Origin of the sequence: Massilia oculi (assembly GCF_003143515.1) — a bacterium.
Taxonomy (GTDB): Bacteria; Pseudomonadota; Gammaproteobacteria; order Burkholderiales; family Burkholderiaceae_D; genus Telluria; species Telluria oculi.
On record NZ_CP029343.1, the window covers coordinates 305,551 to 329,133 of the forward strand.

Annotated in this window: 19 protein-coding genes and 2 tRNA genes; 6 read left to right on the forward strand and 15 right to left on the reverse strand. The window is 66.6% G+C overall.

From position 1 onward, the window contains the following. Positions 1 to 37 precede the first annotated feature (37 nt). From DIR46_RS01335 to bcaP, 3 genes are all read right to left on the reverse strand, one after another. Positions 38 to 1,483, reverse strand: a complete 1,446-nt coding sequence (locus DIR46_RS01335; RefSeq protein ID WP_229446452.1) for an iron-containing redox enzyme family protein — start codon at positions 1,481 to 1,483, stop codon at positions 38 to 40. Positions 1,484 to 1,786: 303 nt separating this feature from the next. Continuing rightward, positions 1,787 to 2,404 carry an isochorismatase family protein gene (locus tag DIR46_RS01340; RefSeq protein ID WP_109343636.1) on the reverse strand — a complete coding sequence of 206 codons (618 nt, stop codon included), beginning with the start codon at positions 2,402 to 2,404 and terminating at the stop codon, positions 1,787 to 1,789. Positions 2,405 to 2,537: 133 nt separating this feature from the next. Further along, positions 2,538 to 3,935 carry a branched-chain amino acid transporter BcaP gene (gene bcaP / locus DIR46_RS01345; protein WP_109343637.1) on the reverse strand — a complete coding sequence of 466 codons (1,398 nt, stop codon included), beginning with the start codon at positions 3,933 to 3,935 and terminating at the stop codon, positions 2,538 to 2,540. Between the two features lie 379 nt (positions 3,936 to 4,314). Here bcaP and DIR46_RS01350 point away from each other — a divergent pair, with 379 nt between their 5' ends. After that, on the forward strand, positions 4,315 to 6,330 hold the full coding sequence (locus DIR46_RS01350) for a GGDEF domain-containing protein (protein ID WP_229446453.1): 2,016 nt from the start codon (positions 4,315 to 4,317) through the stop codon (positions 6,328 to 6,330). Between the two features lie 77 nt (positions 6,331 to 6,407). On the opposite strand, the gene DIR46_RS01355 is transcribed toward DIR46_RS01350, so the two are convergent. Continuing rightward, positions 6,408 to 8,402 carry an MHYT domain-containing protein gene (locus tag DIR46_RS01355; protein ID WP_162819359.1) on the reverse strand — a complete coding sequence of 665 codons (1,995 nt, stop codon included), beginning with the start codon at positions 8,400 to 8,402 and terminating at the stop codon, positions 6,408 to 6,410. A gap of 131 nt (positions 8,403 to 8,533) precedes the next feature. Here DIR46_RS01355 and DIR46_RS01360 point away from each other — a divergent pair, with 131 nt between their 5' ends. Continuing rightward, positions 8,534 to 9,166: an SAM-dependent methyltransferase gene (locus DIR46_RS01360; RefSeq protein ID WP_109347864.1), complete on the forward strand. Its 633-nt coding sequence runs from the start codon at positions 8,534 to 8,536 to the stop codon at positions 9,164 to 9,166. A 120-nt stretch (positions 9,167 to 9,286) separates the two neighbouring features. Here DIR46_RS01360 and DIR46_RS01365 read toward each other — a convergent pair. The 5 genes from DIR46_RS01365 to DIR46_RS01385 form a co-directional block, all read right to left on the reverse strand. Further along, positions 9,287 to 9,361, reverse strand: a tRNA-Val gene (locus tag DIR46_RS01365). 162 nt (positions 9,362 to 9,523) lie between these two features. Next, positions 9,524 to 9,598: transfer RNA gene (locus DIR46_RS01370), tRNA-Val, on the reverse strand. A gap of 37 nt (positions 9,599 to 9,635) precedes the next feature. After that, the gene (gene dnaQ, locus DIR46_RS01375) at positions 9,636 to 10,343 is read right to left on the reverse strand and encodes a DNA polymerase III subunit epsilon (RefSeq protein ID WP_109343639.1); all 708 of its coding nucleotides are present in this window, start codon (positions 10,341 to 10,343) and stop codon (positions 9,636 to 9,638) included. Positions 10,344 to 10,427: 84 nt separating this feature from the next. Beyond that, positions 10,428 to 10,895, reverse strand: a complete 468-nt coding sequence (gene rnhA / locus DIR46_RS01380; protein ID WP_109343640.1) for a ribonuclease HI — start codon at positions 10,893 to 10,895, stop codon at positions 10,428 to 10,430. After that, positions 10,892 to 11,662 (reverse strand): class I SAM-dependent methyltransferase, encoded by a 771-nt coding sequence (locus DIR46_RS01385; protein WP_109343641.1) that lies wholly within the window; start codon positions 11,660 to 11,662, stop codon positions 10,892 to 10,894. The genes rnhA and DIR46_RS01385 overlap by 4 nt, the downstream gene beginning before the upstream one ends. Positions 11,663 to 11,700: 38 nt before the next feature. On the opposite strand from DIR46_RS01385, the gene gloB reads away from it, so the two are divergent. Next, a complete protein-coding gene (gene gloB / locus DIR46_RS01390; protein WP_109343642.1) occupies positions 11,701 to 12,513 on the forward strand; it encodes a hydroxyacylglutathione hydrolase in 813 nt (270 codons plus the stop codon). A 42-nt stretch (positions 12,514 to 12,555) separates the two neighbouring features. Here the strand turns inward: gloB and aceB are convergent, their stop codons facing one another. Continuing rightward, entirely contained in the window at positions 12,556 to 14,145 is a 1,590-nt protein-coding gene (gene aceB, locus DIR46_RS01395) for a malate synthase A (protein WP_109343643.1), read from the reverse strand. A gap of 172 nt (positions 14,146 to 14,317) precedes the next feature. Between aceB and DIR46_RS01400 the strand changes: the two genes are divergently transcribed. After that, positions 14,318 to 15,223 (forward strand): LysR family transcriptional regulator, encoded by a 906-nt coding sequence (locus DIR46_RS01400; protein ID WP_109343644.1) that lies wholly within the window; start codon positions 14,318 to 14,320, stop codon positions 15,221 to 15,223. 100 nt (positions 15,224 to 15,323) lie between these two features. On the opposite strand, the gene DIR46_RS01405 is transcribed toward DIR46_RS01400, so the two are convergent. The 4 genes from DIR46_RS01405 to DIR46_RS01420 all read right to left on the reverse strand — a co-directional run bounded on the left by DIR46_RS01405 (position 15,324) and on the right by DIR46_RS01420 (position 18,718). Continuing rightward, entirely contained in the window at positions 15,324 to 15,527 is a 204-nt protein-coding gene (locus DIR46_RS01405; RefSeq protein ID WP_005670341.1) for a cold-shock protein, read from the reverse strand. Between the two features lie 342 nt (positions 15,528 to 15,869). Beyond that, positions 15,870 to 16,241, reverse strand: coding sequence for an Hpt domain-containing protein (locus DIR46_RS01410; protein ID WP_109343645.1), 372 nt, complete (start codon positions 16,239 to 16,241; stop codon positions 15,870 to 15,872). Positions 16,242 to 16,250: 9 nt separating this feature from the next. Further along, positions 16,251 to 16,901 carry a uracil phosphoribosyltransferase gene (upp, locus tag DIR46_RS01415; protein WP_109343646.1) on the reverse strand — a complete coding sequence of 217 codons (651 nt, stop codon included), beginning with the start codon at positions 16,899 to 16,901 and terminating at the stop codon, positions 16,251 to 16,253. A gap of 95 nt (positions 16,902 to 16,996) precedes the next feature. After that, positions 16,997 to 18,718, reverse strand: a complete 1,722-nt coding sequence (locus DIR46_RS01420) for an isovaleryl-CoA dehydrogenase (protein ID WP_109343647.1) — start codon at positions 18,716 to 18,718, stop codon at positions 16,997 to 16,999. Positions 18,719 to 19,054: 336 nt separating this feature from the next. On the opposite strand from DIR46_RS01420, the gene DIR46_RS01425 reads away from it, so the two are divergent. After that, complete coding sequence (locus DIR46_RS01425; RefSeq protein WP_229446454.1) at positions 19,055 to 20,809, forward strand: putative bifunctional diguanylate cyclase/phosphodiesterase; 1,755 nt, start codon at positions 19,055 to 19,057, stop codon at positions 20,807 to 20,809. Continuing rightward, positions 20,806 to 22,323, forward strand: coding sequence for an HDOD domain-containing protein (locus tag DIR46_RS01430; RefSeq protein WP_109343649.1), 1,518 nt, complete (start codon positions 20,806 to 20,808; stop codon positions 22,321 to 22,323). The genes DIR46_RS01425 and DIR46_RS01430 overlap by 4 nt, the downstream gene beginning before the upstream one ends. A 54-nt stretch (positions 22,324 to 22,377) precedes the next feature. Here DIR46_RS01430 and aroC read toward each other — a convergent pair whose 3' ends face one another. After that, positions 22,378 to 23,472, reverse strand: coding sequence for a chorismate synthase (gene aroC, locus DIR46_RS01435; protein ID WP_109343650.1), 1,095 nt, complete (start codon positions 23,470 to 23,472; stop codon positions 22,378 to 22,380). Positions 23,473 to 23,583: the final 111 nt, after the last annotated feature.

The following is a 23,583-nucleotide window of genomic DNA, read 5'->3' on the forward strand; positions in this document are numbered from 1 at the left end:
CTATCGCATACCGGCCGCTTGTCGCCGTGCGGGCGGTTCAGGCGTCGAACAGTTGCGTGTACATGCGGGTGGCCATCAAGCCCACCGCCGTATGGTGAATCTCGGGCGACAGCAGGCGGCCCAGCAGCTGCATCGCCTCCTGCTTGCCGTTGGCCGCCGCCACCTGCTGTTCCAGCAGGCGCAGCTCGTTATCGGCGTCGGCATCGTCCAGGTTGGCGTGGCGGCGGATCAGGCCGCGCACCGGATGCGCATTGCCCCGTTCCGCGCCCTGCCCCAGCTGGTCGAGGGTGCGCTGGCGCGCGCGCGCGGTGAGCACGCGCTGGGCGCTGGACGGCTTGCCGTCGGCGGTGGAGGTGATCCAGTCGCGCAGCACCTGCAACTCATAGGCGTTGAACACGCCGAACATCTCGGCCCGCTCGCCTTCGACCAGGCGCCAGAAGCGGCTATGCTCGACGTCCTCGCCGCGCTTGATCCAGCCGGCCCCTTCGAGCGCAGCGAGGAAGGCCGGGATCTGCGCCGGATCCGTCAGCCAGTCGTTCACGGACCGGCCGGCGACCCGGCAGTAATCCGAATGCATGTACTTGCCCACGCCGCTCTTGGCGGCCAGGATGCCGACCAGCTCCGACTGCAGGTCGAATTCGCCGATCACCGAGGTCGTGCTGGCGCCAAGTTCGTTCAGGCGGTAGCCGTCGACCACGCGCTGCCAGAAGGCGTCGCGGTCGCCGACCTTCGGCATCAGGTCGTGCACCGCCTGCACCGCCTTGCGCGCATGGCCGCTCGCGGCGTTATCGACCGTCACGTGCAGGGTGAAATAATACGGATCGATGCCCAGTTCATTGAGCTCGTAGGACGTGATCAACAGGTGCAGCGGCAGCTGTTCGTAGCCCAGATTGTAGCCGACGACTTCCGGGAGGAAGTGCTCGGCGTGGTGGCCCAGCGCCAGCTGCAGCGCGCCTTGCAGGAAGTGGTCGTCGCCCAGGTGTTCCCAGCTCTCGCAGCCGTGGGTGGCCAGCAGCTTGCGGTACAGCGTCACATGGTTCTTGTCCGGCAGGCCGTCGCCCAGTTCTTCGAGATAGGTCTTGATCAGCGGGTGGAAGGCGACATCATCCCACTGGCGCGTCAAGCCGTACAGCCAGGCGCCGTCGACCAGCTTGGTCGGCGCCACGCCCTTGATGAAGTACAGCGCGTGCGCGCGGCACGAGAAATAGCGGCGCGGCGCGCCATTCTTGCGCGCGCCGAGGTAGTCGCGGTACTGCTGGCCGACGATCTCGGTGCGTTCTTCGATCCAGGCCTGCAACTGGCCCAGATTCGACGGCAAATCGGACGGCAGCTCGCGCGCGACCGCGATCTGCGCGGCCACGAAGTCCATGGCCTGCTCGGGAATCGCTGACGGATCGGCGTACAGCGAAAAATACAGGTCCCTCGCGCCTTCTGCGGTGGCAAGGGGTGCGGTCGCGACGCGTGGTGCGTCGGCTAACAACATTGGTGTCATGTCTCGCATCGTGAAGTGTCCCATGGACGATTACCGACATTATTCAAGCTGGACCACGTTGCGAGAATCGGTAGGCGCGCTGCGAGTATGTAAGAGAGGGATTACAAAATGATATCTTGTGGCGCAGCAATCGCTTGCCACTTCGATCATGTTTTCGATCACGCGTCTCTCCCGTCCAGGCGCACGCCCCGCGCGACGTCCCCTGCGTCCGGGCCAGGATCGCCAGCTTCGCGGCGGAATTGGGGATGCCGGCCACCGCCCGCAAGCGCCGACACCGCCTGCCCAAGGACGCGCTCAGAGGCGCGCGCCGAGCTCCACGTCGGCCACCAGCCCATCGCCCGACAGCCGCACCGGCTGCGCGCCGGCGCGCAGCATGCTCGTCATGGCGCGGTCGCCATCCCCGGGCGCGACGTCCACCGCACGCGCGGCCTCGGCCACGATCAGGATCTCGATCTCTTCCTTGAGCCCGTCGAGCACCGTATTGAGCACGCAATAATCGGTGGCCAGGCCGCATACCGCCACCCGGCGGATGCCGCGCGCGCGCATGGCCTTCCCCAGTCCGGTGCCATTGAAGGCGGAATACGCATCCACCTCGACGGTATCGGCCTTGGACACGACGATGACGTCGTCCGGCAGGTTCAGCTCGGAGGAAAAGCGGGCGCCTTCGGTCCCGGCCACGCAATGCGGCGGCCACGGCCCGCCCTGCTCGGCGAACGAGCAATGCAGTGCGGGATGCCAGTCGCGCGAGGCGTAGATCGGCAGCGCGCGCGCCCGGTACAGGGCGATCAAGCGATTGATTGGCGCGATCACCTCGCCGCCGTGGGGGACGCCCAAGCTGCCGCCGGGAAGGAAGTCGACCTGGAGGTCGACGATCAGGAGGGCATCGCCCTGGCCGAGCACGATGGCGCTCATGAGACATCTCCGTTTCAAGGACGCACAGGCTGCGTCAAAGATGGCAGATTAACATGAAGCGCCGTCGCCGGCCGAAGGGCGCGCGGCAGGCCGGGCGGGCCTGCCGCGAAAAATGGCTTGTTACTGCGGCTAGCTACTGCGGCTTGTTCAGCAGCGAACGCTGGCGCGCATAGCCGAAATAGACGACCGCGCCGATCGCCAGCCAGATGACGAACGCCAGCCAGGTATGCCAGCTCAGGAAGGACATCAGCACCAGACAGAACACGATCGCCAGGCCTGGAATGAACGGCACGCCAGGGCAGCGGAAGGCGCGCGGCAGGTCCGGACGCTTCTTGCGCAGTACGATGACGGCGATCGAGACCAGGGTGAAGGCGGCCAGGGTGCCGATGTTGACCAGCTCGGCCAGCACGTTCAGCGGCACCACGGCGGCGATGAGGCCGAAGATGATGCCCACCAGCCAGGTAGCGAAGAACGGGGTGCCGTATTTCGGATGCACCTTCGACAGCCTGGCCGGCAGCAGGCCGTCGCGCGACATGGCGAACAGGATGCGGGTCTGGCCATAGGCCATCACCAGGATCACGGTGCTCATGCCCAGGATCGCGGCCAGGTCGACGAAGCCGGCGACCCAGTTCTCGCCCGCCACCTGCAGCGCCAGCGAGACCGGGTGGTCGACGCCCTTGAAGTCCAGGTGCGGCACGATGCCGGTCATGATCGCGGCGACCACGACGTACAGGATGGTGCAGACCACCAGCGAACCGATGATGCCGATCGGCAGGTCACGCTTCGGGTTCTTGACTTCCTCGGCGGCCGAGGTGACGGCGTCGAAGCCGATGAAGGCGAAGAACACCAGCGCGGCGGCGCTCATCACGCCACCCATGCCGTATGGCATGAACGGCTCCCAGTTCTCCGGACGGACGTGGCCCACGCCGACGGCGATGAACAGCAGCACGACGCCGGTCTTGATGATGACCATGACGTTGTTGACGCGCGCCGATTCGCGCATACCCAGCGACAGCATCGCGGTCAGCGCGATCATGATCACGAAGGCCGGCAGGTTGAACAGGGTGTCGACGCCGGGACGGGCGCCGGGGGCGGCGGTCAGCGCGTCCGGCAGCACCAGGCCGAAGCCCGACATCAGCGACTGGAAATAGCCGGACCAGCCGACCGCGACGGTCGAGGTGGCCAGACCGTACTCGAGCAGCAGGTCCCAGCCGATCATCCAGGCGACGAATTCGCCGAGGGTGGCGTAGCTATAGGTATAGATCGAACCAGCAACCGGCACGGTCGAGGCGAACTCGGCGTAGCACAGGGCGGCGAAGCAGCAGGCCATGGCGGCCACGATGAAGGAGAGGGTCAGCGCAGGGCCGGCAGTGACGGCGCCCGTGCCGGTGAGCACGAAAATACCGGTGCCGACGATGGCGCCAATACCGAGCAGGATCAGGTCGGTCGGGCCGAGCACCTTTTTGAGTCCGCCCGGCTTGGCGCTGGCGGCCAGCATGGCATCCAGATTCTTGGTTCTAAAAATACTCACTACGTGTTCTCCAATCAAATAGGTATGTGGTCTCGCGTCTTGTCATTGCGCCGTGCGCGCAGGTCGTGCGGGCACGCTCTCGAGATCCTGCCTGTTGGGCCGGCATGCCTGACATGAAACCGCTGCTGCACCTGCAAACCGTCAACTTTTTGCAGACGTGCAAATATAACCAGAATGCTGTTGCGAATCAAAGCAATCCGACAAATCTTCTGCAATTTACGTGCCGGCAGGCAAATTCTACTACTAAAAGGCCGCCGTTGCGTAAACATCGCAGCCTGGGCCACGGTGCTTGATTTCCTCAAATCAACATTCGATAATGGGAACGGGCCATCACGCCCTACCCCCGCCGCTCCGCCCTTACCCCCCCGCCCCCGCCACCATGACTGTTCCCAATGGACGCCTGACCAGATTCAAGCCGCTGCTCGCGATCGGCGCACTGCTGGCCTCGCTTGCCGGTCCGGGGACGGCGGCCCTGCAGCCGGAGGCGCGGCTCGACGAGATCGCGGCGATGGCCGAGCAAAACAATGCGCAGGCGCGCACTATCCTGGTGCAGGAAGGTCCAAAGCTGATTGCCGGTGCGCCCTATTCGGTGCGCATCAACTACCTGCGCCTGTTGCGACGGGTACAGGCGGATGCGGGGAACTTCCGCGAAGCCTTCGAGACCAATGAGCTTATCATCGGCCTGGCCAAGGCCGAACGCGATCCGCTCAATCTCGCGCTGGCCAGCCTGGCGCGGGTGCTGCGCCTGATCGAGAACAACGATCCGGCCAAGGCCCTGGGCCAGCTCGAGGCGCTCGGCGCCCGCTACCGCAAGCTGGGCAGTCTCGAATTCACCGCCACCTCCGAAGGGTTGCACGGCATGGCCTACAGCGCGGTCGGCCAGTACGACCGCGCGCTGCACCACTTCCTGCGCGCGCTGGACATGGTGAAGCGCCATCCCGGCCTGTGGAGCCCGCGCGAAGCCGACATCCGGCTGGCGATGGCGCGCATGTACGTCAACTCGCGCGACCCAAGCCGGGCGCTCGAGACGCTGCGCGAGATTCGCACCGGCCCGACCCGGCTGCCGCCGCGCACCGAAGCGGCGGTCCACTTCTTCGAGGGCAGGGCCCTGGTGGCGCAGGACGAACTGGAGACCGCCCTGCAAGCGTTCGAGCGCGCGCTCGAACTGGCCCATGCCCATCAGCTGATCGCGCTCGAAGCCAATGTGCTGGGCAATATCGCCAACGCCCACCTGAAGGCGGGACGCTTCCAGGAGGCCGAGCAGGCGGCGCGCGCCGCGCTGGCGCCGGCCGAGCGCAGCGAAGACCGGATCAGCCTCCAAATGGCGAAGGCCAACCTCGGGTTCGCCCTGTTCGGCCAGGGCCGCCAGCGTGAAGGCATGCAGCAGGTGGACGCGGTGATCGCCGCGATGCGCAAGGCCGGCGCCATGTCGACCGTCGGCCGCATGCTGGCCGAGAAGAGCCAGGCGCTGGAGGGCGCCGGACGCTTCCGCGAAGCGCTGGCCACCACGCGCGAACGCGAAACCGTGACTCAGGAACTGGCGCTCGATGAGCGCAACATGGCGATCTCGGCGCTGCAAGAACAGTTCAAGGCGCGCGAGCGCGCCGCCCAGATCGACGCCCTGCGCCAGGAGAACGCCGTCAAGGACGCCGAGCTGCGCCACCGCAGCCTGCTCCAGACCGCCGCCTCGCTGGGCGCCTCGCTGGCGCTCTTCATGTGCGCGGGCGTGCTATGGATGTACCGCAAGTCGGTGCTGACCGGTCGCCGCCTGGCCGAGCTGAACGACGAGCTGGCCTACCGCTCGGCCCATGACCCGCTCACCGGCCTGTTCAACCGGCGCTCCTTCCTCGACCGCATGCGCAGCCGCACCGGAGAAGCGGCGCCGCGCCTGGGCTCGGCCGACTGCTACACCCTGCTCGACATCGACCACTTCAAGCGCATCAACGACGAGTATGGCCACGCGGCGGGCGACGCGGTGCTGGTCGAGGTCGGCAAGCGCCTGCGCGCGGCGATGCGCGAATCGGACATGGTGCTGCGCTGGGGCGGCGAGGAATTCCTCGTGTACTCCCAGGGCGTGACCCAGGACCAGCGCCCGCTGCTGGTAGGCCGGATCCTCGACGCGATCGCCGCCACGCCGATCATGCTGGAAGACGGCACCGCGCTCAGGGTCAGCGCCACCGCTGGCGCGGTGTCGCTGCCGTTCGCGCCGAATGACGACGGGGCCAGGCCGGAAGCCACGATCCAGCCCGACTGGGAACAGGCGATCGCGCTGGCCGATCGCGCGCTCTACAAGGGCAAGGAAGCGGGCCGCAACCGCGGCTATATCGTCGCCGGCCTGCGCCGTCCCGAAGGCGGGCTCGAACTCGACCTCGTGCTGCCGGGTGTCGCGGGGTGACGAGGATGCAAACGTGAACTGAACGCGTGGGAAGCATCGCCTCCCCGCCTACAGCGAAAGAGGCAGGTTGCGGGACGTTACAGCGAACGCAGCAGGTTGCGGCGGGCGACGATCGCCGCCACCGTCTGCAGCAGGGTCGCCGGGGCCACCGGCTTGGTCAGGTAGTCGTCGAATCCCGCCTCCAGCGCACGCTGCTGGTCTTCGCGCCGCGAGAACGCGGTCAGGGCGATGGCCGGCACGGCCGCCGTCTCGCGATCGGGCATCGATCGGATGCGGCGGATCACCTCGAAACCATCGACCAGCGGCATGCCGATGTCGCTGATGACGAGGTCGGGCCGGCGCGCCTCGACCAGGCGCAGCGCCTCGCGCGCGCCGGTGGCGGTGAGGACCGTGGCCTCGCTGGCGGCCAGCACCTGCTGCACCAGTTCCAGCGAGTCGAGTTCGTCGTCGATCACCAGCACCGTCATGCCTGCCATCTCGGGCGGCGCCAGCGGCAGGCCGGCAAGGGACTCACTCCGCGCCGCCGGCACCGCGCCGGGCGCCGCCAGCGGCAGGTGCAGGGTGAGGGTGGCGCCCTGCCCTTCGCCGCGGCTGGCGACACTGATCGCGCCGCCCTGCAGCTCGACCAGCTGGCGCGCGATCGCCAGGCCCAGCCCCAGGCCGCCGTGGCGCCGCGCCGACGAGGAATCGGCCTGGCGGAAGCGGTCGAACACATAGGGCAGGAATGCGGACGCGATGCCGGCGCCGGTATCGGCAACGTCGATCGCCACCGCGCGCTCGCTCCCCTCGCCTTCCAGCCGCAGCGTGACCGTCACCACGCCGCCCGGTTCGCTGAACTTGACGGCGTTCGAGATCAGGTTCGACATCACCTGCTGCATGCGCGCCAGGTCGCCGCGCACGGGGCCGACGCGGTGGTCGATGCTGGCGTCCAGGCCGACGCTGCGCGCCAGGGCCGCCGGGCGCGCCGTCTCGAGCGCCGCGTGGACGAAGTCCTGCGGCTGGATCGGCGCCGCGTCGATCCGCACCTTGCCGGCCAACAGGCGGCTCATGTCGAGCATGTCTTCGATCAGCTGCGACTGGGCGCGCGCATTGCGCTCGATGGTTTCCAGGCCGCGGCGCAGCATGGCGCCGTCGCGCTGGCCCTGCAGCAGCAGTTGCGACCAGCCGAGCATGGCGTTGAGCGGTGTGCGCAGCTCGTGCGACAAGGTGGCGAGGAATTCGTCCTTCATCTGGCTGACGTTCTCGGCCTCGACCCGGGCGCGCTGCTCGTCGAGATACAGTTGCTGGCGCTCGGCCGCCGCCCGCAGCGATTCGGCGATCGTGCGGTTGCGCGCCTCGAGGCGCGCATCGAAAATGGTGGCCAGCAGCGCGATACTGAGCAGGGACACGGTGGCCACCGTCACCAATGCCGCCAGCTGATCCTGATCGACGCCGCCGAGCGCCGCGCGGCACACGCTGCCGGCCTCGAAGTGGGCGGCGGCCATGCCCGTATAGTGCATGCCGGCGATGGCGCCGCCCATGATGACGCTGGCTGCGAACTGCACGGCGCGCCGCGCGCGGCCGCCCTCCCTGCCAGCCTCGTGCAGGCGCAGGCCGATCTGCAGCGCCAGCGCCGAGGCGCCAATCGCGATCGCGACCGACAGCGCGAACAGCCAGGGCGTGTAGGTGATCGCCGGGTCCATGCGCATGCCGGCCATGCCGGTGTAGTGCATGGCGTTGATGCCCAGGCCCATCAGGACGGCGCTCCAGGCCAGCTGGCGGCCCCGGAATGCACGGTGCCGCACATGCCATAGCGCCAGACCGGACGCGACCACCGGCAGCAACCAGGAGGCGACGGTGATCAGCGGATCGTAACCGACCGGCATCGGCAGGCGGAAGGCCAGCATGCCGATGAAGTGCATGGCCCAGATGCCGCTGCCCATCGCCAGCGCGCCGCCGGCGATCCAGAAGTACGGCGCGTGGCCCTGGGCCTGGCGCACCCGCAGCGCCAGGCTGAGCGACGTATACGAGGCCAGGATGGCGACCAGGATCGACACGAAGACCAGCAGGGGTTCGTAGTACCCGTTCACCATCGGTGTTGTCCCGTTCTTATCGTGTTCTCGTCGGCATGCGGCATGCCGCTCGCGGCCAGTGTACACGACCCGGCCGGCGATATCGGGTACGCTTGCATGCCCGTTCAACGCCCGCTTCAGGAGGAAGTCCATTGCCGGATGCACCAACGACCGCCCCATCCATCCTGCATGAGCGCCGCGCCCTGCTGCACGGCGCCGCCGCGCTGGCCAGCCTGGCGCTGGCCCCGGTGGCGATCCCGTCCGCGCTCGCGCAGCAGCCCTTGCCCAAGGTGCCGTATGTGACGACGCCGCAGGCCATCGTCGACCGCATGCTGTCGATGGCGCAGGTCGGACGCAATGACGTGGTGTACGACCTCGGCTGCGGCGACGGCCGCATCGTGATCTCGGCCGCCAGCAAGTATGGCGCGCGTGGCGTGGGCATCGATCTCGATCCGGAACGGATCCGGGAAGCGACCGCCAACGCGCGCGCGGCCGGGGTGCAGGACCGCGTGCGCTTTCGCCAGGGTGACCTGTTCCGCAGTGATTTCAGCCCGGCCACCGTGGTCATGCTGTATTTGTTGTTCGAGGTGAACCTGCAGCTGATGCCGCAGTTGTGGCGGCAGTTGCGGGTCGGCGCGCGGGTCGTCTCGCACGATTTTCACATGGGCGCCCAATGGCCGCCGGAACAGATCGTGCGGGTGCGCGACAAGACCCTGTATGCGTGGACGATCACGGAGGAGCTTAAGCAGGAGCTCAGGCAGGAGCTTAGGCAGGAGCTCAGGTAGGAACTCAAGCAGCAGAACGAGCGGTGGCCTGGAGCGCGGCCTCGATAGGTCGCACCGGCGGTGAAGACGGGCCTGAAAAGAAAAACGCCCGCGAGATGCGGGCGTTTCGAGGAATCCTGTTGGTGGGAAGTGCAAGTTTCGAACTTGCGACCCCTGCAGTGTGAATGCAGTGCTCTACCCCTGAGCTAACCTCCCAGCGAGGCCGTATTATGCCATAGAGTCTTGATTATTCCAAATGGCAATTGACCAACTTATTTGTACCAATGCCGTGATCTCGAAAGAAACACGAGCAGGCAGCGATACCTGCCGCTTGCCGAAAACAAGAAGGCCAGCATTGCTGCTGGCCCTTGTGAATTCTGGTGGGAAGTGCAAGTTTCGAACTTGCGACCCCTGCAGTGTGAATGCAGTGCTCTACCCCTGAGCTAACCTCCCGAAGCGAGGCGTATTATGGCACAGAATCACTGTCCCGTCACCCCTGCGGAGCATAATTCCTCCACACGCAGCTGCCTTTCACGTTCTTGTCGAGGCCGGCCAGCACTTCGTCGTGCGCCGCGAGTTCGTCGCCGCTCGCCGCGACCACGATGATCTCGCCCAGCGGCACCACGTCGAGCGCGTCGCCGATGTTCGCGCTTTCGACTTCGACGTCCATCGTCAGCGAGTTCTGGCCGCGGGTCATGGCCAGGTAGACGTCGGCCAGCAGCTCGGAGTCGAGCAGTGCGCCGTGCAGCTTGCGGTGCGCGTTCGAGATCTCGTAGCGGTCGCACAGCGCGTCCAGTGAATTGCGCTTGCCCGGATGGAGTTCCTTGGCGTGAACCAGGGTGTCGATCACGCCGCTGCAGTGCTCGACGAAAGGCGGCAGGCCGATGCGGGTGAATTCGTGGTTCAGGAAGCCCAGGTCGAACGGCGCATTGTGGATGATGACTTCGGCGCCCTGCACGAACTCGCGCAATTCTTCGGCGATCTCATGGAACTTCGGCTTGTCGCTCAAGAACTCGGTGGTCAGGCCGTGCACCGCCAGCGCCGCCTCGTCCGACTCGCGCTCGGGGTTGATATAACGGTGAAAATTATTCCCGGTGAGCTTGCGGTTGAAGATTTCGACGCAGCCGACCTCGATGACGCGGTCTCCCGTGCGAGGATTCAGGCCGGTGGTTTCGGTGTCGAGGACGATCTGGCGCATGGTGTTCTACTGGATAAATTGAAACTGAGATGAAGCGGAGCGAAGTATAGCAAAGCCCGCCCTTGCCTTCCGGCGATGAAAGACTCAGCGCCGCACCGAGGCCGCGCCGCGATTGGCCAGCACGTCGGCCCGCTCGTTGCCAGGATGGCCGTTGTGGCCGCGTACCCAGCGCCATTCGACGGCGTGCTGCTGCTGCGCCTGGTCGAGCGCCTTCCACAGGTCATCGTTCTTGACCGGTTCCTTCGCTGCGGTCTTCCAGCCGCGCGCCTTCCAGCCGTGAATCCATTCCGAGATGCCCTTCTGCACGTACTGGCTGTCGGTGTGCAGCACGACCTTGCACGGACGGCTCAGGACGCCGAGCGCCTCGATCACGGCGCGCAATTCCATGCGGTTATTGGTAGTGTTCGGCTCGCCACCAAAGATTTCTTTTTCGTGCCCGTTCGAGACCAGGAGCGCGCCCCAGCCGCCCGTGCCCGGATTGCCCTTGCAGGCGCCGTCGGTGAAGATCTCGACCTGGGTCGAGGAGGTTGCATTCGATTGTTGTTCGCTCATTCCCTGTTCGCTGCCGGCACTGCCGCCGGCCGCTTGCTCGCTTTCTTGTTCCATGCGGGACCGATGATGTGCATGCCCTTGACCCGCTTGATCGCATGCACCACGTAGACCGCGCCGAGATACGGCCACCAGCGCGCGCCTGCCGATTCCATCATCGAGAAGCGGCTGAGCCAGTGAGCCGTGCGGCACGGCGGGGCGTAGCAGCCGAAATGGCTGCGTGTCACGCCCAGATTCAGCAATTTTAGCCAGTCTTTCAGACGCGGCAAAGAAATGAATTCGCCGGACTCGGGCAGGTAGTCGCTGCGCGTGACGCGCCGGACGCCCTGGCGCATGCCCCACAGGCTGGCCGGATTGAAGCCGCAGATGATCACCTGCCCTTCCGGAATCAAGACCCGCTCGACCTCGCGCAAGACCTGGTGCGGCTCCGCCGCGAACTCCAGCACGTGCGGCAGCACCACCAGGTCGATGCTGCCGGTGGCGAACGGCAGTTCCTCGAAGTCGACCGCGACCGCGATCTGCTTGCCACCCGCGGCAAACGCCAGTTCGTCCGCATGCGAGGCGCGCGTGGCCGCCTGCCATTTATTGGGCATGCGGCTGGCCGCCAGCGCATCGAGCTGGGGCACGCCGATCTGCAGCGCATTGAAGCCGAAGATGTCCACCGTGAGCTCGTCCAGGCAGGCCTGCTCGAACGCGCGCACGTAGCCGCCCGCCGGCGATTGCAGCCAGTTGTCGAGCGCTATAATGGATTTTTCGGATACGCTATCCATGCCACCCCTTTGACCTTCGCTGGAAGGTTGCTTCTACCATGACGACTCCGCTGCGCACGAACCTCGCTGTATTGACGGTTCCAGCCTTTAAAGACAATTATCTCTGGCTCATACACGACGGCAGCAATGCAGCCATCGTCGACCCGGGCGACGCCGCGCCGGTCAAGGCTGCGCTCGCCGCGCACAAGCTGCGCCTGACCGCCATTCTACTCACCCATCATCATGCTGACCATATCGGGGGTGTGCCGGGCTTGCTCCAGGACTGGAACGTGCCCGTGTTCGGGCCACGCAACGACGGCATCGCGCTGGTCACGCATCCCCTCGGCGAAGGCGAGCGCATCGACGTGCCGGGGCTGGATCTCGCGCTGGACGTGCTGGATGTACCGGGGCACACGCTGGGTCACATCGCGTATGTGCGCCGCAGTCCAGGCCAGGACCCGGGCGCCGATTGGCTGTTTTGCGGCGACACGCTGTTCGGCGCCGGCTGCGGGCGGCTGTTCGAAGGCACGCCGCGCCAGATGATGCTGTCGCTCGGGAAGTTCACCGCGCTGCCGGACGACACGCTGGTGTATTGCGCGCACGAATACACGCTGTCGAATCTGCGTTTCGCCCAGGCGGTGGAACCGGACAATGCCGCGCTGGCGGCGCGGGTGCGGGACGATGGCAGGCAGCGCGACGCCGGGCAGCCGACCATCCCGTCGACGATCGGCCTCGAGCGGGCGACCAATCCCTTCCTGCGCCATGGCGAGGCGCGCATCGTGCAGAGCCTGGTCGAGGCCGGACGCCTGGCGCCAGGTGCGGCCCCGGTCGACGTCTTCGCGGCGCTGCGCGAGTGGAAGAATACCTTCTGATTCATCGCATGGCTGGCGGCCATTCCGCCAACCGTACGTGCATCAGATCTCCTCGTACAACGGCAAGGTCAGGAATTCGGCGAAGTCATCCGACGTCGACATCTCCTCGAAGATGACGGCGGCGCGTTCGTAGCTCGCATGCGTCCCGTCCGCCGCCACCACCTTCACTTTTTCCAGCTCCTCGGGAATCATCTCCCGAACCATGTCCGCCGTGACCTTGCGGCCGTCCTCCAGCACACCCTTCGGCGAGCGGATCCACTGCCATACCTGCGAGCGGCTGATCTCGGCTGTCGCCGCGTCTTCCATCAGGTTATGGATCGGCACGCAGCCATTCCCGGCCAGCCAGGCGCCGAGGTAGTGAATGCCGACATTGATGTTGTAGCGCAGGCCGGCCTCGGTGATCGGCGTCTCGGGCTGGAAGTCAAGCAATTGCGCGGCCGTCACCTCGACGTCGGGGCGCTGCTTCTCGAACTGGTTCGGCTTGTCGCCCAGCACCTTGGTGAACTCTTCCATCGCCAGCCCGACCAGGCCGGGGTGCGCGACCCAGCCGCCGTCATAGCCGTCCGTGGCATCGCGCGCCTTGTCGGTGCGCACGCCGCCCATCGCGATCTCGTTTTTCTCTGGATCGTTCTTGATCGGAATGAGGGCCGACATGCCGCCAATGGCCGGCGCGCCGCGCCGGTGACAGGTCTTGAGCAGCAGCAATGCATAGGCGCGCATGAACGGCGCCGTCATCGTCACCTTGGCGCGGTCGGCCAGGCAGAAGTCGCGGTCGAGCTTGAACTTCTTGATGCACGAGAAGATGTAGTCCCAGCGGCCGGCGTTCAGGCCAGCGCTGTGCTCGCGCAGCTCGTACAGGATCTCGTCCATCTCGAAGGCGGCGAGAATGGTCTCGATCAGCACCGTGGCCTTGATCGTGCCCTGCGGCAGGCCCAGCGCGTCCTGGGTCATCACGAACACGTCGTTCCACAGGCGCGCTTCCAGATGCGATTCCAGCTTCGGCAGGTAGAAATAGGGGCCGGCGCCGCGCACCAGCAATTCCTTGGCGTTATGGAACATGAACAGCGCGAAATCGACGATGCCGCCCGAGACGCGCTGGCCGTCGACCAGCACGTGTTTTTCGTCCAGGTGCCAGCCGCGCGGGCGCACGATCAGGGTCGCCACCTTGTCACCCAACTGGTAGGACTTGCCGTTCTGCTCCAGCGAAATGGTTTTGCGGACCGCATCGAACAGATTGACCTGGCCCTGGATCTGGTTGTCCCAGTTCGGCGTATTCGAATCCTCGAAGTCGGTCATATAGCTGTCGGCGCCCGAATTGAGCGCGTTGATGACCATCTTGCGCTCGACCGGACCGGTGATTTCCACGCGCCGGCAGGCCAGCGCCGGCGGGATCGGCGCGATCCGCCAGTCGCCGTCGCGGATGTGGGCGGTCTGGGGCAGGAAGTCCGGGCGTTCGCCGGCGTCCAGGCGCCGCGCCCGCTCTGCGCGCGCGGCCAGCAATTCCTGGCGCCGCGGGGCGAAGGCACGCGCCAGTTGCGCCACGAGCGCGAGCGCCTCCGGGACCAGGATGTTCTCGTAGCCGGGCTTGATCTCGCCCGTGATCTGCATGCCGGCAGGGATGGTGAGGGACATATTGCCTCCTGAGTTGAATGAAGAATGCGTGGGACGCCGGCGCCCGATCCGGGCGCTGCTTGGCGTTTGTCTTTGCATCAAGTATATTCACTGGAATAGCGCTAAACCATACAAAATCTCACAGCATCTGTGTGTTTTTGTATCAAATGATAGGCGGGAACGGGTAGGGAATATGGGCAAATTCACCCAGATGGCGACCTTCGTCGAGGTCGTCGCGCGCGGCAGCCTGTCCGCTGCGGCGCGCGCCGAGGGCATCGCGCCGGCCATGATCGGCCGCCGCCTCGACGCGCTCGAGGCTCGGCTCGGGGTCAAGCTGCTGCAGCGCACGACCCGGCGGCTGGTCCTGACCGACGAGGGCACGGCCTTTCTCGAGGATTGCCAGCGCATCCTGGCCGAGGTGGGCGACGCCGAGTCGGCCATTTCCGAGCACAGCATGCGCGCCTCGGGCCACCTGACGGTGTCGGCGCCGGCCGGATTCGGGCGCCAGCACGTGGCGCCGCTGCTGCCCTCCTTCCTGGCCGAGCACCGCGACGTGACCATCAACCTGAACCTCTCCGACCGCATCATCGACCTGGTGGCCGAAGGCGTGGACGTGGCCATCCGCATCGCCAGCCTCGACGACTCGAACCTGGTCGGCGTCAAGCTGGCCGACAACCGGCGCGTGGTGGTGGCTTCGCCCGCCTATCTCAAGCGCCATGGCCGGCCGCGCCAGCTGGCCGACCTGGCGCGCCACAACTGCCTGCCGATCAGCAGCGAAGGCAGCCAGCGCGGCTGGACCTTCATGGACGATGGCAAGCAGGTGACCCTGAAAGTGGGCGGCAATATGGTGTGCAACGACGGGGCCGTGCTGCATGCCTGGGCGCTGGCCGGCAAGGGCCTGGCCTGGCGCTCGATGTGGGAAGTGGGCGGCCAGATCGCGAGCGGCGAACTGGTGACCGTGCTGGACGACTTCGCGGCGCCCGGCAACGACGTCCACGCCGTGTTCGCCCAGCGCCGCCACCTGCCGCTGCGCATCCGCGCCTTCGTGGATTTCCTGCGCCGCAGCTACGCCGCGCCGGATTACTGGCGGCATTCCTGACGCCGCCGTGCGGTCCGCGCGGGGCGCACGCCTGGGATGGACAGGCAAAAAAAATCCCCGGCGATTCCGGGGATTTTTGTCTCGTAAAGCCCTTAGGCTATTACAGAGGCTGGATGTTCGAGGCTTGCTTGCCCTTAGGGCCGGTGGTCACGTCGAACGAAACGCGCTGGTTTTCCTGCAGCGACTTGAAGCCGGTGCTCTGGATAGCCGAGAAGTGCGCGAACAGATCTTCGCCGCCTTCATCAGGGGTGATGAAGCCGAAGCCCTTCGAGTCATTGAACCATTTAACGATGCCAGTTGCCATTACAATTTCCTATTTCGGTTAGTTGGGCTTGCGCCCGTTTCAGATCGTTTGAAGAAGCAAGAAAGAAATGACAGACAGACTGCACTACTACCTCGAACCCAACGATCCCGTATTATACCGAATAAAACCGACGCGCACCCTCTTCGTTAAATAAAAAAACCGCCTGGCCACAACGATTCTAAAATTCAATAAACAGGACAGCGCGCGTTTTTATCCCGTACGAGGGAAAATATAGGCGCAAGACCAGACCGAATGTTTGCGATGAATCAAATTCCGCTCTGCCGCGAGTTTGTGCATGCGGCTTGCGTAGCGCCACGCGCGAGTGGGCGCCCTGCGGAGGGCTCAAGCAAGAGACTTTGGATCGCGATGCGCGACGCGGATGTATTCGTCGAGTTCCGCGCGCCAGGCTTGCCACTCCGTGGCGGCGACCACGTCGAACGCGCGCAGCACCCGTAGCCGCTGCTCCAGCAGGCGCGCATGGTGGCCCAGGCCGCGAAAGCCGAAGGTGGCGGCCGAGCCGGCCAGCGTGTGCAGCATGGCCTGTACCTCGTTCACCGCCGGCGCGACGTCGAAGGCCGGCTCGCCGGCGCGCTCGAGTTGCTGCGACAGCGCCGCCAGGCGCTCCAGGGTCGCTGGCAGGCGCGCCGCGAACTTCTCGTTGAGTTCGGCCAGGCGCGCGAAGAACTGCTGGTCGGCCGGCTGCACGGGTGCCATCGGCGCCCCTTACTTGGTGCCGAAGATGCGGTCGCCCGCATCGCCCAGGCCCGGGATGATGTAGGCGTGATCGTCCAGGTGCGAGTCGAGCGAGGCCACGTACAGCTTGACGTTCGGATGCGCGTCCTGGAAAACCTGCACGCCTTCCGGCGCCGCTACCAGGGCCAGGAACAGGATCTGCTCGTCCTGCACGCCGCGCTTCTTGAGCACGTCGATCGCATGCACCGCCGAGTTACCGGTGGCAACCATCGGGTCGCACAGGATGAAGGTACGGTCGGCGGTATCCGGCAGGCGCACCATGTACTCGACCGGCTCATGGGTTTCCGGGTCGCGGAACACGCCGATGTGGCCGACGCGCGCCGACGGCACCAGTTCCAGCAGGCCGTCGCTCATCCCGATGCCGGCGCGCAGGATCGGCACCACGGCCAGCTTCTTGCCTGCGATTACCGGCGCATCGATGGTCACCAGCGGGGTCCTGATCGAGCGCGTCGTCAGCGGCAGGTCGCGCGTGATCTCGTATCCCATCAGCAGCGTGATCTCGCGCAGGAGTTCGCGGAAGGTGCGGGTCGACGTATCGTGCTCGCGCATATGCGACAGCTTGTGCTGGATTAGCGGGTGGTTCAGGATGTAAAGGTTCGGGAAGCGCGGGTCTTGTTTCATGGCGGGACTCAAAAGATTCTGTATGAAGCATGCAAGCGCGCATTATCCCAGCCACGCGGCCGTTTGTCCCGGTCCGCACGTGAAAAAAATGTACTTCATGACACGAGCGCGCGCGCCAGGATCGCTTCCGGGTCGACAGCGGCGGGCAGCCGCCCGTAGGCCCCGCCCACCGGCTGCACTATGCGCGTGAGCAAGAACGCCTCGCCAACATAAGGCGGCGCGTGGCGCAGCAGGAGCGCGGCCTGCACCGCCACCACGACCTGCTCGGCCAGCACCCGCGCGCCGGCTTCGTCGCGCAGGCGCGCCGCCAGCCCGTCCAGCAGCGCCGCCACGTAGTCCGCGAAGCGCGCGTCCAGCTCTGCCGCGGGCGCCAGCTCGGCCGCCAGCGCCGCGCGCGCGTCTTCCGGCGATTTGCCGAGCGCACGCAGCAGGTCCAGGCACATCACATTGCCCGATCCTTCCCAGATCGAATTGACCGGCAGCTCGCGGTACAGGCGCGCCAAGGGGCCGTCCTCGACATAGCCGTTGCCGCCCATGACTTCCATCGCCTCGGCCCCGAAGCCGGGGCCGCGCTTGCAGATCCAGTACTTGCCGGCCGCCGTCAGGATACGCCCCAGCAGCGCCTGGGCCGGGTCCTGCGCCTCGTCGAAGCAGCGCGCCAGGCGCAGGGCGAAGGCGGTGGCCGCCTCGGATTCCAGCGCCAGGTCGGCCAGCACGTTCCGCATCAGGGGCTGCTCCACCAGCGGGCGGCCGAAGGCCAGGCGTCCGCGCGCGTGGTGCAGTGCATGGCACAGCGCGGCGCGCATGATGCCGGCGCTGCCCAGCACGCAATCGAGACGGGTATGGCTGCCCATCTCGAGAATGGTCGGGATCCCGCGCCCCGGGGCGCCGATCAGCCAGCCGAGCGCGCCGCAGAATTCGACCTCGGACGAGGCGTTCGAGCGGTTGCCCAGCTTGTCCTTCAGGCGCTGGACCCGCACCGCGTTGCGCCGGCCGTCGGCCAGGAAACGCGGCACCAGGAAGCAGCCGAGGCCGCCCGCGCCTTCATCCGCGCCTTCATCCGCGCCTTCACCCGCTCCTTCACCCGCCCCATCGCAGCGTGCCAGGACCAGGTGGGCATCGGCCTGCGGCACCGAATAAAACCATTTGTGGCCGACGACGCGCCAGGCGCCCTCGCCCGCCTCACCCTCTTGCTGCAGTTCGTCCGGGCCCAGCGGCGTGGCGCGCGTGGTGTTGGCGCGCACGTCGGAACCGCCCTGCTTCTCGGTCATGCCCATGCCGACCAGGGCGCCGCGCTTGTGCGCCACCGGCAAGGGCCGGGGATCGTAGTCGCGCGACAGGATCCTGGGCAGCCACACCTGCGCCAGTCCAGGCGCGCGACGCAGCGCCGGAACCGCGGCATAGGTCATCGTCACCGGGCACTGGGCGCCGTTCTCGGCCTGGCCGAACAGCAGGTATTGCGCCGCCCGCGCCACCTGGGCGCCGGGGCGCGGATCGCTCCAGGGCGCGCTATGGGCGCCGGCGCCGATCATGATAGTCATCAGGGCATGCCAGGCGGGATGGAATTCGGGCTCGTCGATGCGGCGGCCGGCGCGGTCGAAGCTCGCCAGCAGCGGGCCATGGACATTGGCCAGGCGCGCCAGCTCCTGCACCTCGGCGCTGCCGAGCCGCGCACCCAGCGTCTCGAGCTGCGCCGCCGCCCAGCCGCCGCCCTCGCGCGCCAACGCTTCCTGCAGCGCCGGATCGCAGGCGTACAGGTTGATGCCGGTGAAAGCCGGCGCCTGGTTCTCGACCTGGTGGGTGGCGAATCTGTCCATCATGCCTCCTCGAATGCCCCTCCGCCATGATAGAATGTTGCATTGCGGCATCATAATTGCAGTTAATTATGTCGTTACAATCAAGAATAAGCGACAATATAGCGTGACAATCTTGACCGTCCGACAAGAAGGGTAGCGCCAACATGCTTGCCGGGCAAGCAGGCTCCTCAGCTTCAACAAAGGATGAAATCACGGATGGCTTGTGCTTTCTAATGCTTTGCGGAATTTTTCAGTGCTAGAGTCATCCCTGGTTTGGTAGACTTGCACGGATTCACACGTGACATTGGCATGACGTGGCCGTGCCGCAACAATAAAGCAAGAAAGCTCCTGGACAACATGCTCACCAGTTCCTCCGCCGTGCCCCCGCCCCAGCCGGCCGCCGCTCCCGTGCAGGCGGCGGTGCTGCCCGCGGCGCTGCTCGACGGCTTGCTGGAGACGGCCGGCGACGCCGTGTTCCGCGTCGCGCCGGATGGCGCGATCCATGCGGCCGGCACGCGTGCAGGACGTCTGTCGGGCTTCGAGGCCGGCTGCTCGCTGGTGTCGCTGGTGCACGAGATCGACCAGCCGGCGCTGCGCAACGCGCTGGCCGGCGCCGCCGCCGGCAACGAGGCGGTGCTGGTGGAGACCCGGTTCCGCTCCGGCGAGCGCGACATCTGGTTCGAGTTACGCATTGCGCGCCTGGCCACCGGCGACGAGGCGCCGCTGCTGGTGATCGGCCGCGACATGTCGGTCCAGCATGCAACCGAAGAACGCCTGCGCCACATGGCGACCCACGACGCCCTGACCGAACTGCCCAACCGGGTGCTTCTGTCGGACCGGATCCGGGTGGTGATCGCCAACGCACGCCGCTCGGGCCACGGCTTCTCGGTCGCCGCCATCGGCCTGGACGGCTTTAAAAAGGTCAACGACGGCCTGGGCCACCCGCTGGGCGACACCGTGCTGCAGATGGCCGCCGTGCGCCTGCGCCGCACCCTGCGCGACAGCGACACCCTGGCCCGGGTCGGCGGCGACGAATTCGTCGCGGTGCTGCCGGGGACCTTCACCGAGCCGCAGATCAAGCTCGTCACGGGCCGCCTGATGGCCACCCTGCAGTCGCCATTCGAGGCCGGCGGCCACACGATCTACCTGGGCGCCTCGATCGGCGTGGCGGTCTATCCGGACCATGCCGAAGACGAGGTGCGCCTGGTGACGCTGGCCGACGCCGCCCTGTCGCGCGCCAAGGAAACCGGCAAGGGCCGCGCCGTGGTCTACAGCCCCGGCGACCAGGGCCCGCCGCAACACGACATCTCGCTCGAGGCGGCCATGTTCAATGCGGTGCGCGAGGGCGAATTCCTGCTCTACTACCAGCCGATCATGAACGCCCGCAGCCGCGTCATCGAGGGCTTCGAGACGCTGATGCGCTGGAAGCATCCGACCCTGGGCATGGTGCCGCCGGCGCGCTTCATCCCGATCGCCGAGAACAACGGCCTGATCAACCTGCTCGGGGCCTGGGCCCTGAAGGCGGCCTGCATGCAGGTCCGCCAGTTCCAGGAAGTGGCAGGGCGCGAGCTCTACATCTCGGTGAACATCAGCCCGCGCCAGTTCCGCAGCGACCGTTTCCTGACCGTGCTGGACGACGCGCTGGCGCTGTCGGGCCTCGACGGCCGCCAGCTGGTGCTCGAGATCACCGAGGGCACCCTGATGATCGATCCGGCGCATGCCGAAGACATCCTGGCGCGCATGGTGGAGCGCCATGCGCGCATCGCGATCGACGATTTCGGCACCGGCTACTCGTCGCTGGCCTACCTCAAGCGCTTCCCGATCTCGGTGCTCAAGATCGACCGCGCCTTCGTGAAGGACTTGCCGGCGTCGACCAAGGACGCGGCCATCTGCAACGCGATACTCGACCTGGCCGGCCACCTCTCCCTGTCGGTAGTGGCCGAAGGCGTCGAGACCGAGGAGCAGCTGGCCTGGCTGGACGACCAGGGCTGCCATTACGTCCAGGGCTACCTGACGGGCAAACCGATGCCGGCCAACGTGGCCGTCACGGCGCTCAAGGAAAATCTCTATACCGCGCTTCTGCCGGTCGACCACCGGACAGGAAAATCATGATCACACAAGCCAGCACCACAGCCACTGCGCCGGCCGCCAGCCCGCACTCGGCGAAGTCGCAAGCCACCCTCGCCCTGCTGTGGGAGCGCATCCGGCGCCAGGGCGACATGCCGGGCTTCACCAAGGCCATCAGCGCCATCCTGGCGTCGATGCGGGGCGAGGACGAGCGCGACTTCTCGATGACGCAGACGGTGCTGTCCGATCCGGTGCTGACCCAGAAGGTGCTGCGCCTGGCCAACAGCAGCATGTATGCGGCCTTCGGCCAGCACGTCAACACCATCTCCAAGGCCGTCCTCGTGCTGGGCACCGAGTCGATCGGCCACCTGGCGCTGGGCCTCAAGCTGATCGAGGAACTGAGCCGCAGCAGCCCGGACACCGAGGCCGCCCACGTCGAGATGGAAAAGGCGGTACTGGCCGGGATGGTGGCGCAGCAGCTGGCGGCCGACGCCCGCTCGCGCGACCCGGAAGAAGCCGTGGTGTGCTCGATCCTGCACTCGCTGGGCCGCATGATGCTGACCTTCTACATGCCGGAGCGCTGGGCCAGGATGCGCGAGGCCGCCGGCGAAGGCCGCGAAGAGAGCGCGGCCCACGAGGTGCTCGGCCTGTCGCTGGAAGAAGTCGGCCGCGCCACCGCCTCCCACTGGGGCCTGCCGCGCAACCTGGTGGCCGGCATGCGCCGGGTCGAGCCGGGCGAGCGCTTCGAGGGCTTCGCCCACGAGGACTGGCTGGCGGCGCTCGGCAGCATGTCGACCCAGGCCGCCGCCGCCCTGTGGGCCGACGACGCGGCAAGCGCCGGGAAGGTCGCGCAACTGGCCGAAAGCTTCGCGCCGATGCTGGGCCTGCCGGCGAGCGGCATCCTGGCCTCGATCGACAAGGCCAAGGTGGAAGCGGCGTCCGACCTGTCGATCGCGCCGCTGGCCAAGCCGGCCGAAAAACGCGCGCAACAGGCCGCCGCCACCACGAAGCGCATTGCGGGCAACAAGATCCTGATGAGCGGCGTGGCCGACATGCGCGACGCCGGCGCCAACGCCACCGCCGGCCAGATGATCTCGATGGCCCTCGAGACGATGCACAAGGGCCTGTCGTTCACCCGCTCGTTCGCTTTTCTCCGGAATCGGCGCGAAGGCCGCTATGCGGCGCGCCTGGGACTGGGCGAGGACGTCAAGGCGATGCTGCCGAACCTGGCGTTCGACGACGCCTACGAGCCGGACGTGTTCCATGCGGCGCTGGGCAGCGACCGCGTGATCTTCATCGAGAACGCGCACGACGCCAAGTTCGCGACCAAGCTGCCTGGCTGGTGGAAAGGCACGCTGGCCGAGGCGCACTGCTTCGTGATCATCCCCTTGACCGCCCACGGCCAGCCGGCGGGCTTCATCTATGGCGACTGGGACGGCACCTTCCCGCAGGTGGTCCTGAGCCAGACCGAGTTCTCGCTGCTGAACGACCTGCGCGCGCTGGTGGTGCGCACGGTGGAGCGGCGGCATCAGACGGAAGCGATCGCTACCCGCGTTTGAGCACAGTCGGGCCACGGTGGGGTGGACGGCCGTCCACCCCACGTCCATCCCGCCTTATTTCAACTTTGGCGTCGCAACCTGCACGTCACCGCACTGCGCCCGGTTCATCAGCGCGTGATCGATCAGCACCAGCGCCAGCATCGCTTCCGCGATCGGCGTCGCCCGGATGCCCACGCAGGGGTCGTGGCGGCCGAAGGTCTCGACCGTCGCCGGATTGCCGGCCTTGTCGATCGAGCGGCGCGGCACGCGGATCGAGGAGGTCGGCTTGATCGCCAGCGACACCGTGATGTCCTGGCCGGTCGAGATCCCGCCCAGCACACCGCCCGCATGGTTGCCGACGAAGCCCTCGAGGGTCAGCTCGTCGCCATGCTCCGAGCCGCGCTGCGCCACCGAGGCGAAGCCGGCGCCGATTTCCACGCCCTTGACCGCGTTAATCCCCATCATCGCGTAGGCGATGTCGGCGTCGAGCTTGTCGTAGATCGGCTGGCCCAGGCCGACCGGCACGCCGCGCGCCACCACGTCGATGCGCGCGCCGATCGAATCGCCGTCGCGGCGCAGCTGGTCCATCGTCTCCTCCATGCGCTGCAGCAGGGCCGCGTCGCCGGTGGCGGCGAAGAAGGGATTGGCGTGCACGTGTTCCCAGCCCTCGAAGGGCACGGCGATATCGCCCAGCGCGCTCATATAACCCATGAGCTCGGTGCCGTACTTCTCGCGCAGCCACTTCCTGGCGACGGCGCCGGCGCCGACCACCGGCGCGGTCAGGCGCGCCGACGAACGGCCGCCGCCGCGCGGGTCGCGTACGCCGTATTTATGCCAATAGGTATAGTCCGCATGGCCGGGGCGGAAGCTGTCGGCGATATTGCCGTAGTCCTTGCTGCGCTGGTCTTCGTTGCGGATCAGCAGCGCGATCGGGGAGCCGGTAGTGACGCCCTGGTAGACCCCGGACAGGATCTCGACCCGGTCCGCCTCCTGGCGCTGGGTGACGTGGCGCGAGGTGCCGGGCTTGCGGCGATCCAGCTCGGGCTGGATGTCGGCCTCGGAGAGGGTCATGCCGGGCGGGCAGCCGTCGATGACGCAGCCGATCGCGGGACCATGCGATTCGCCGAAGGTGGTGACGGAAAACAGCTTGCCAAATGTATTGCCGGACATGGGAGTGATGAGTTCGGATTGATCGAATTACCATTTTAACAGGCCGTCTGGCAAGCAGAAACGAACATCGCACGAGCGACTGTCGCAAATATGTTTCCATAAGGATATATT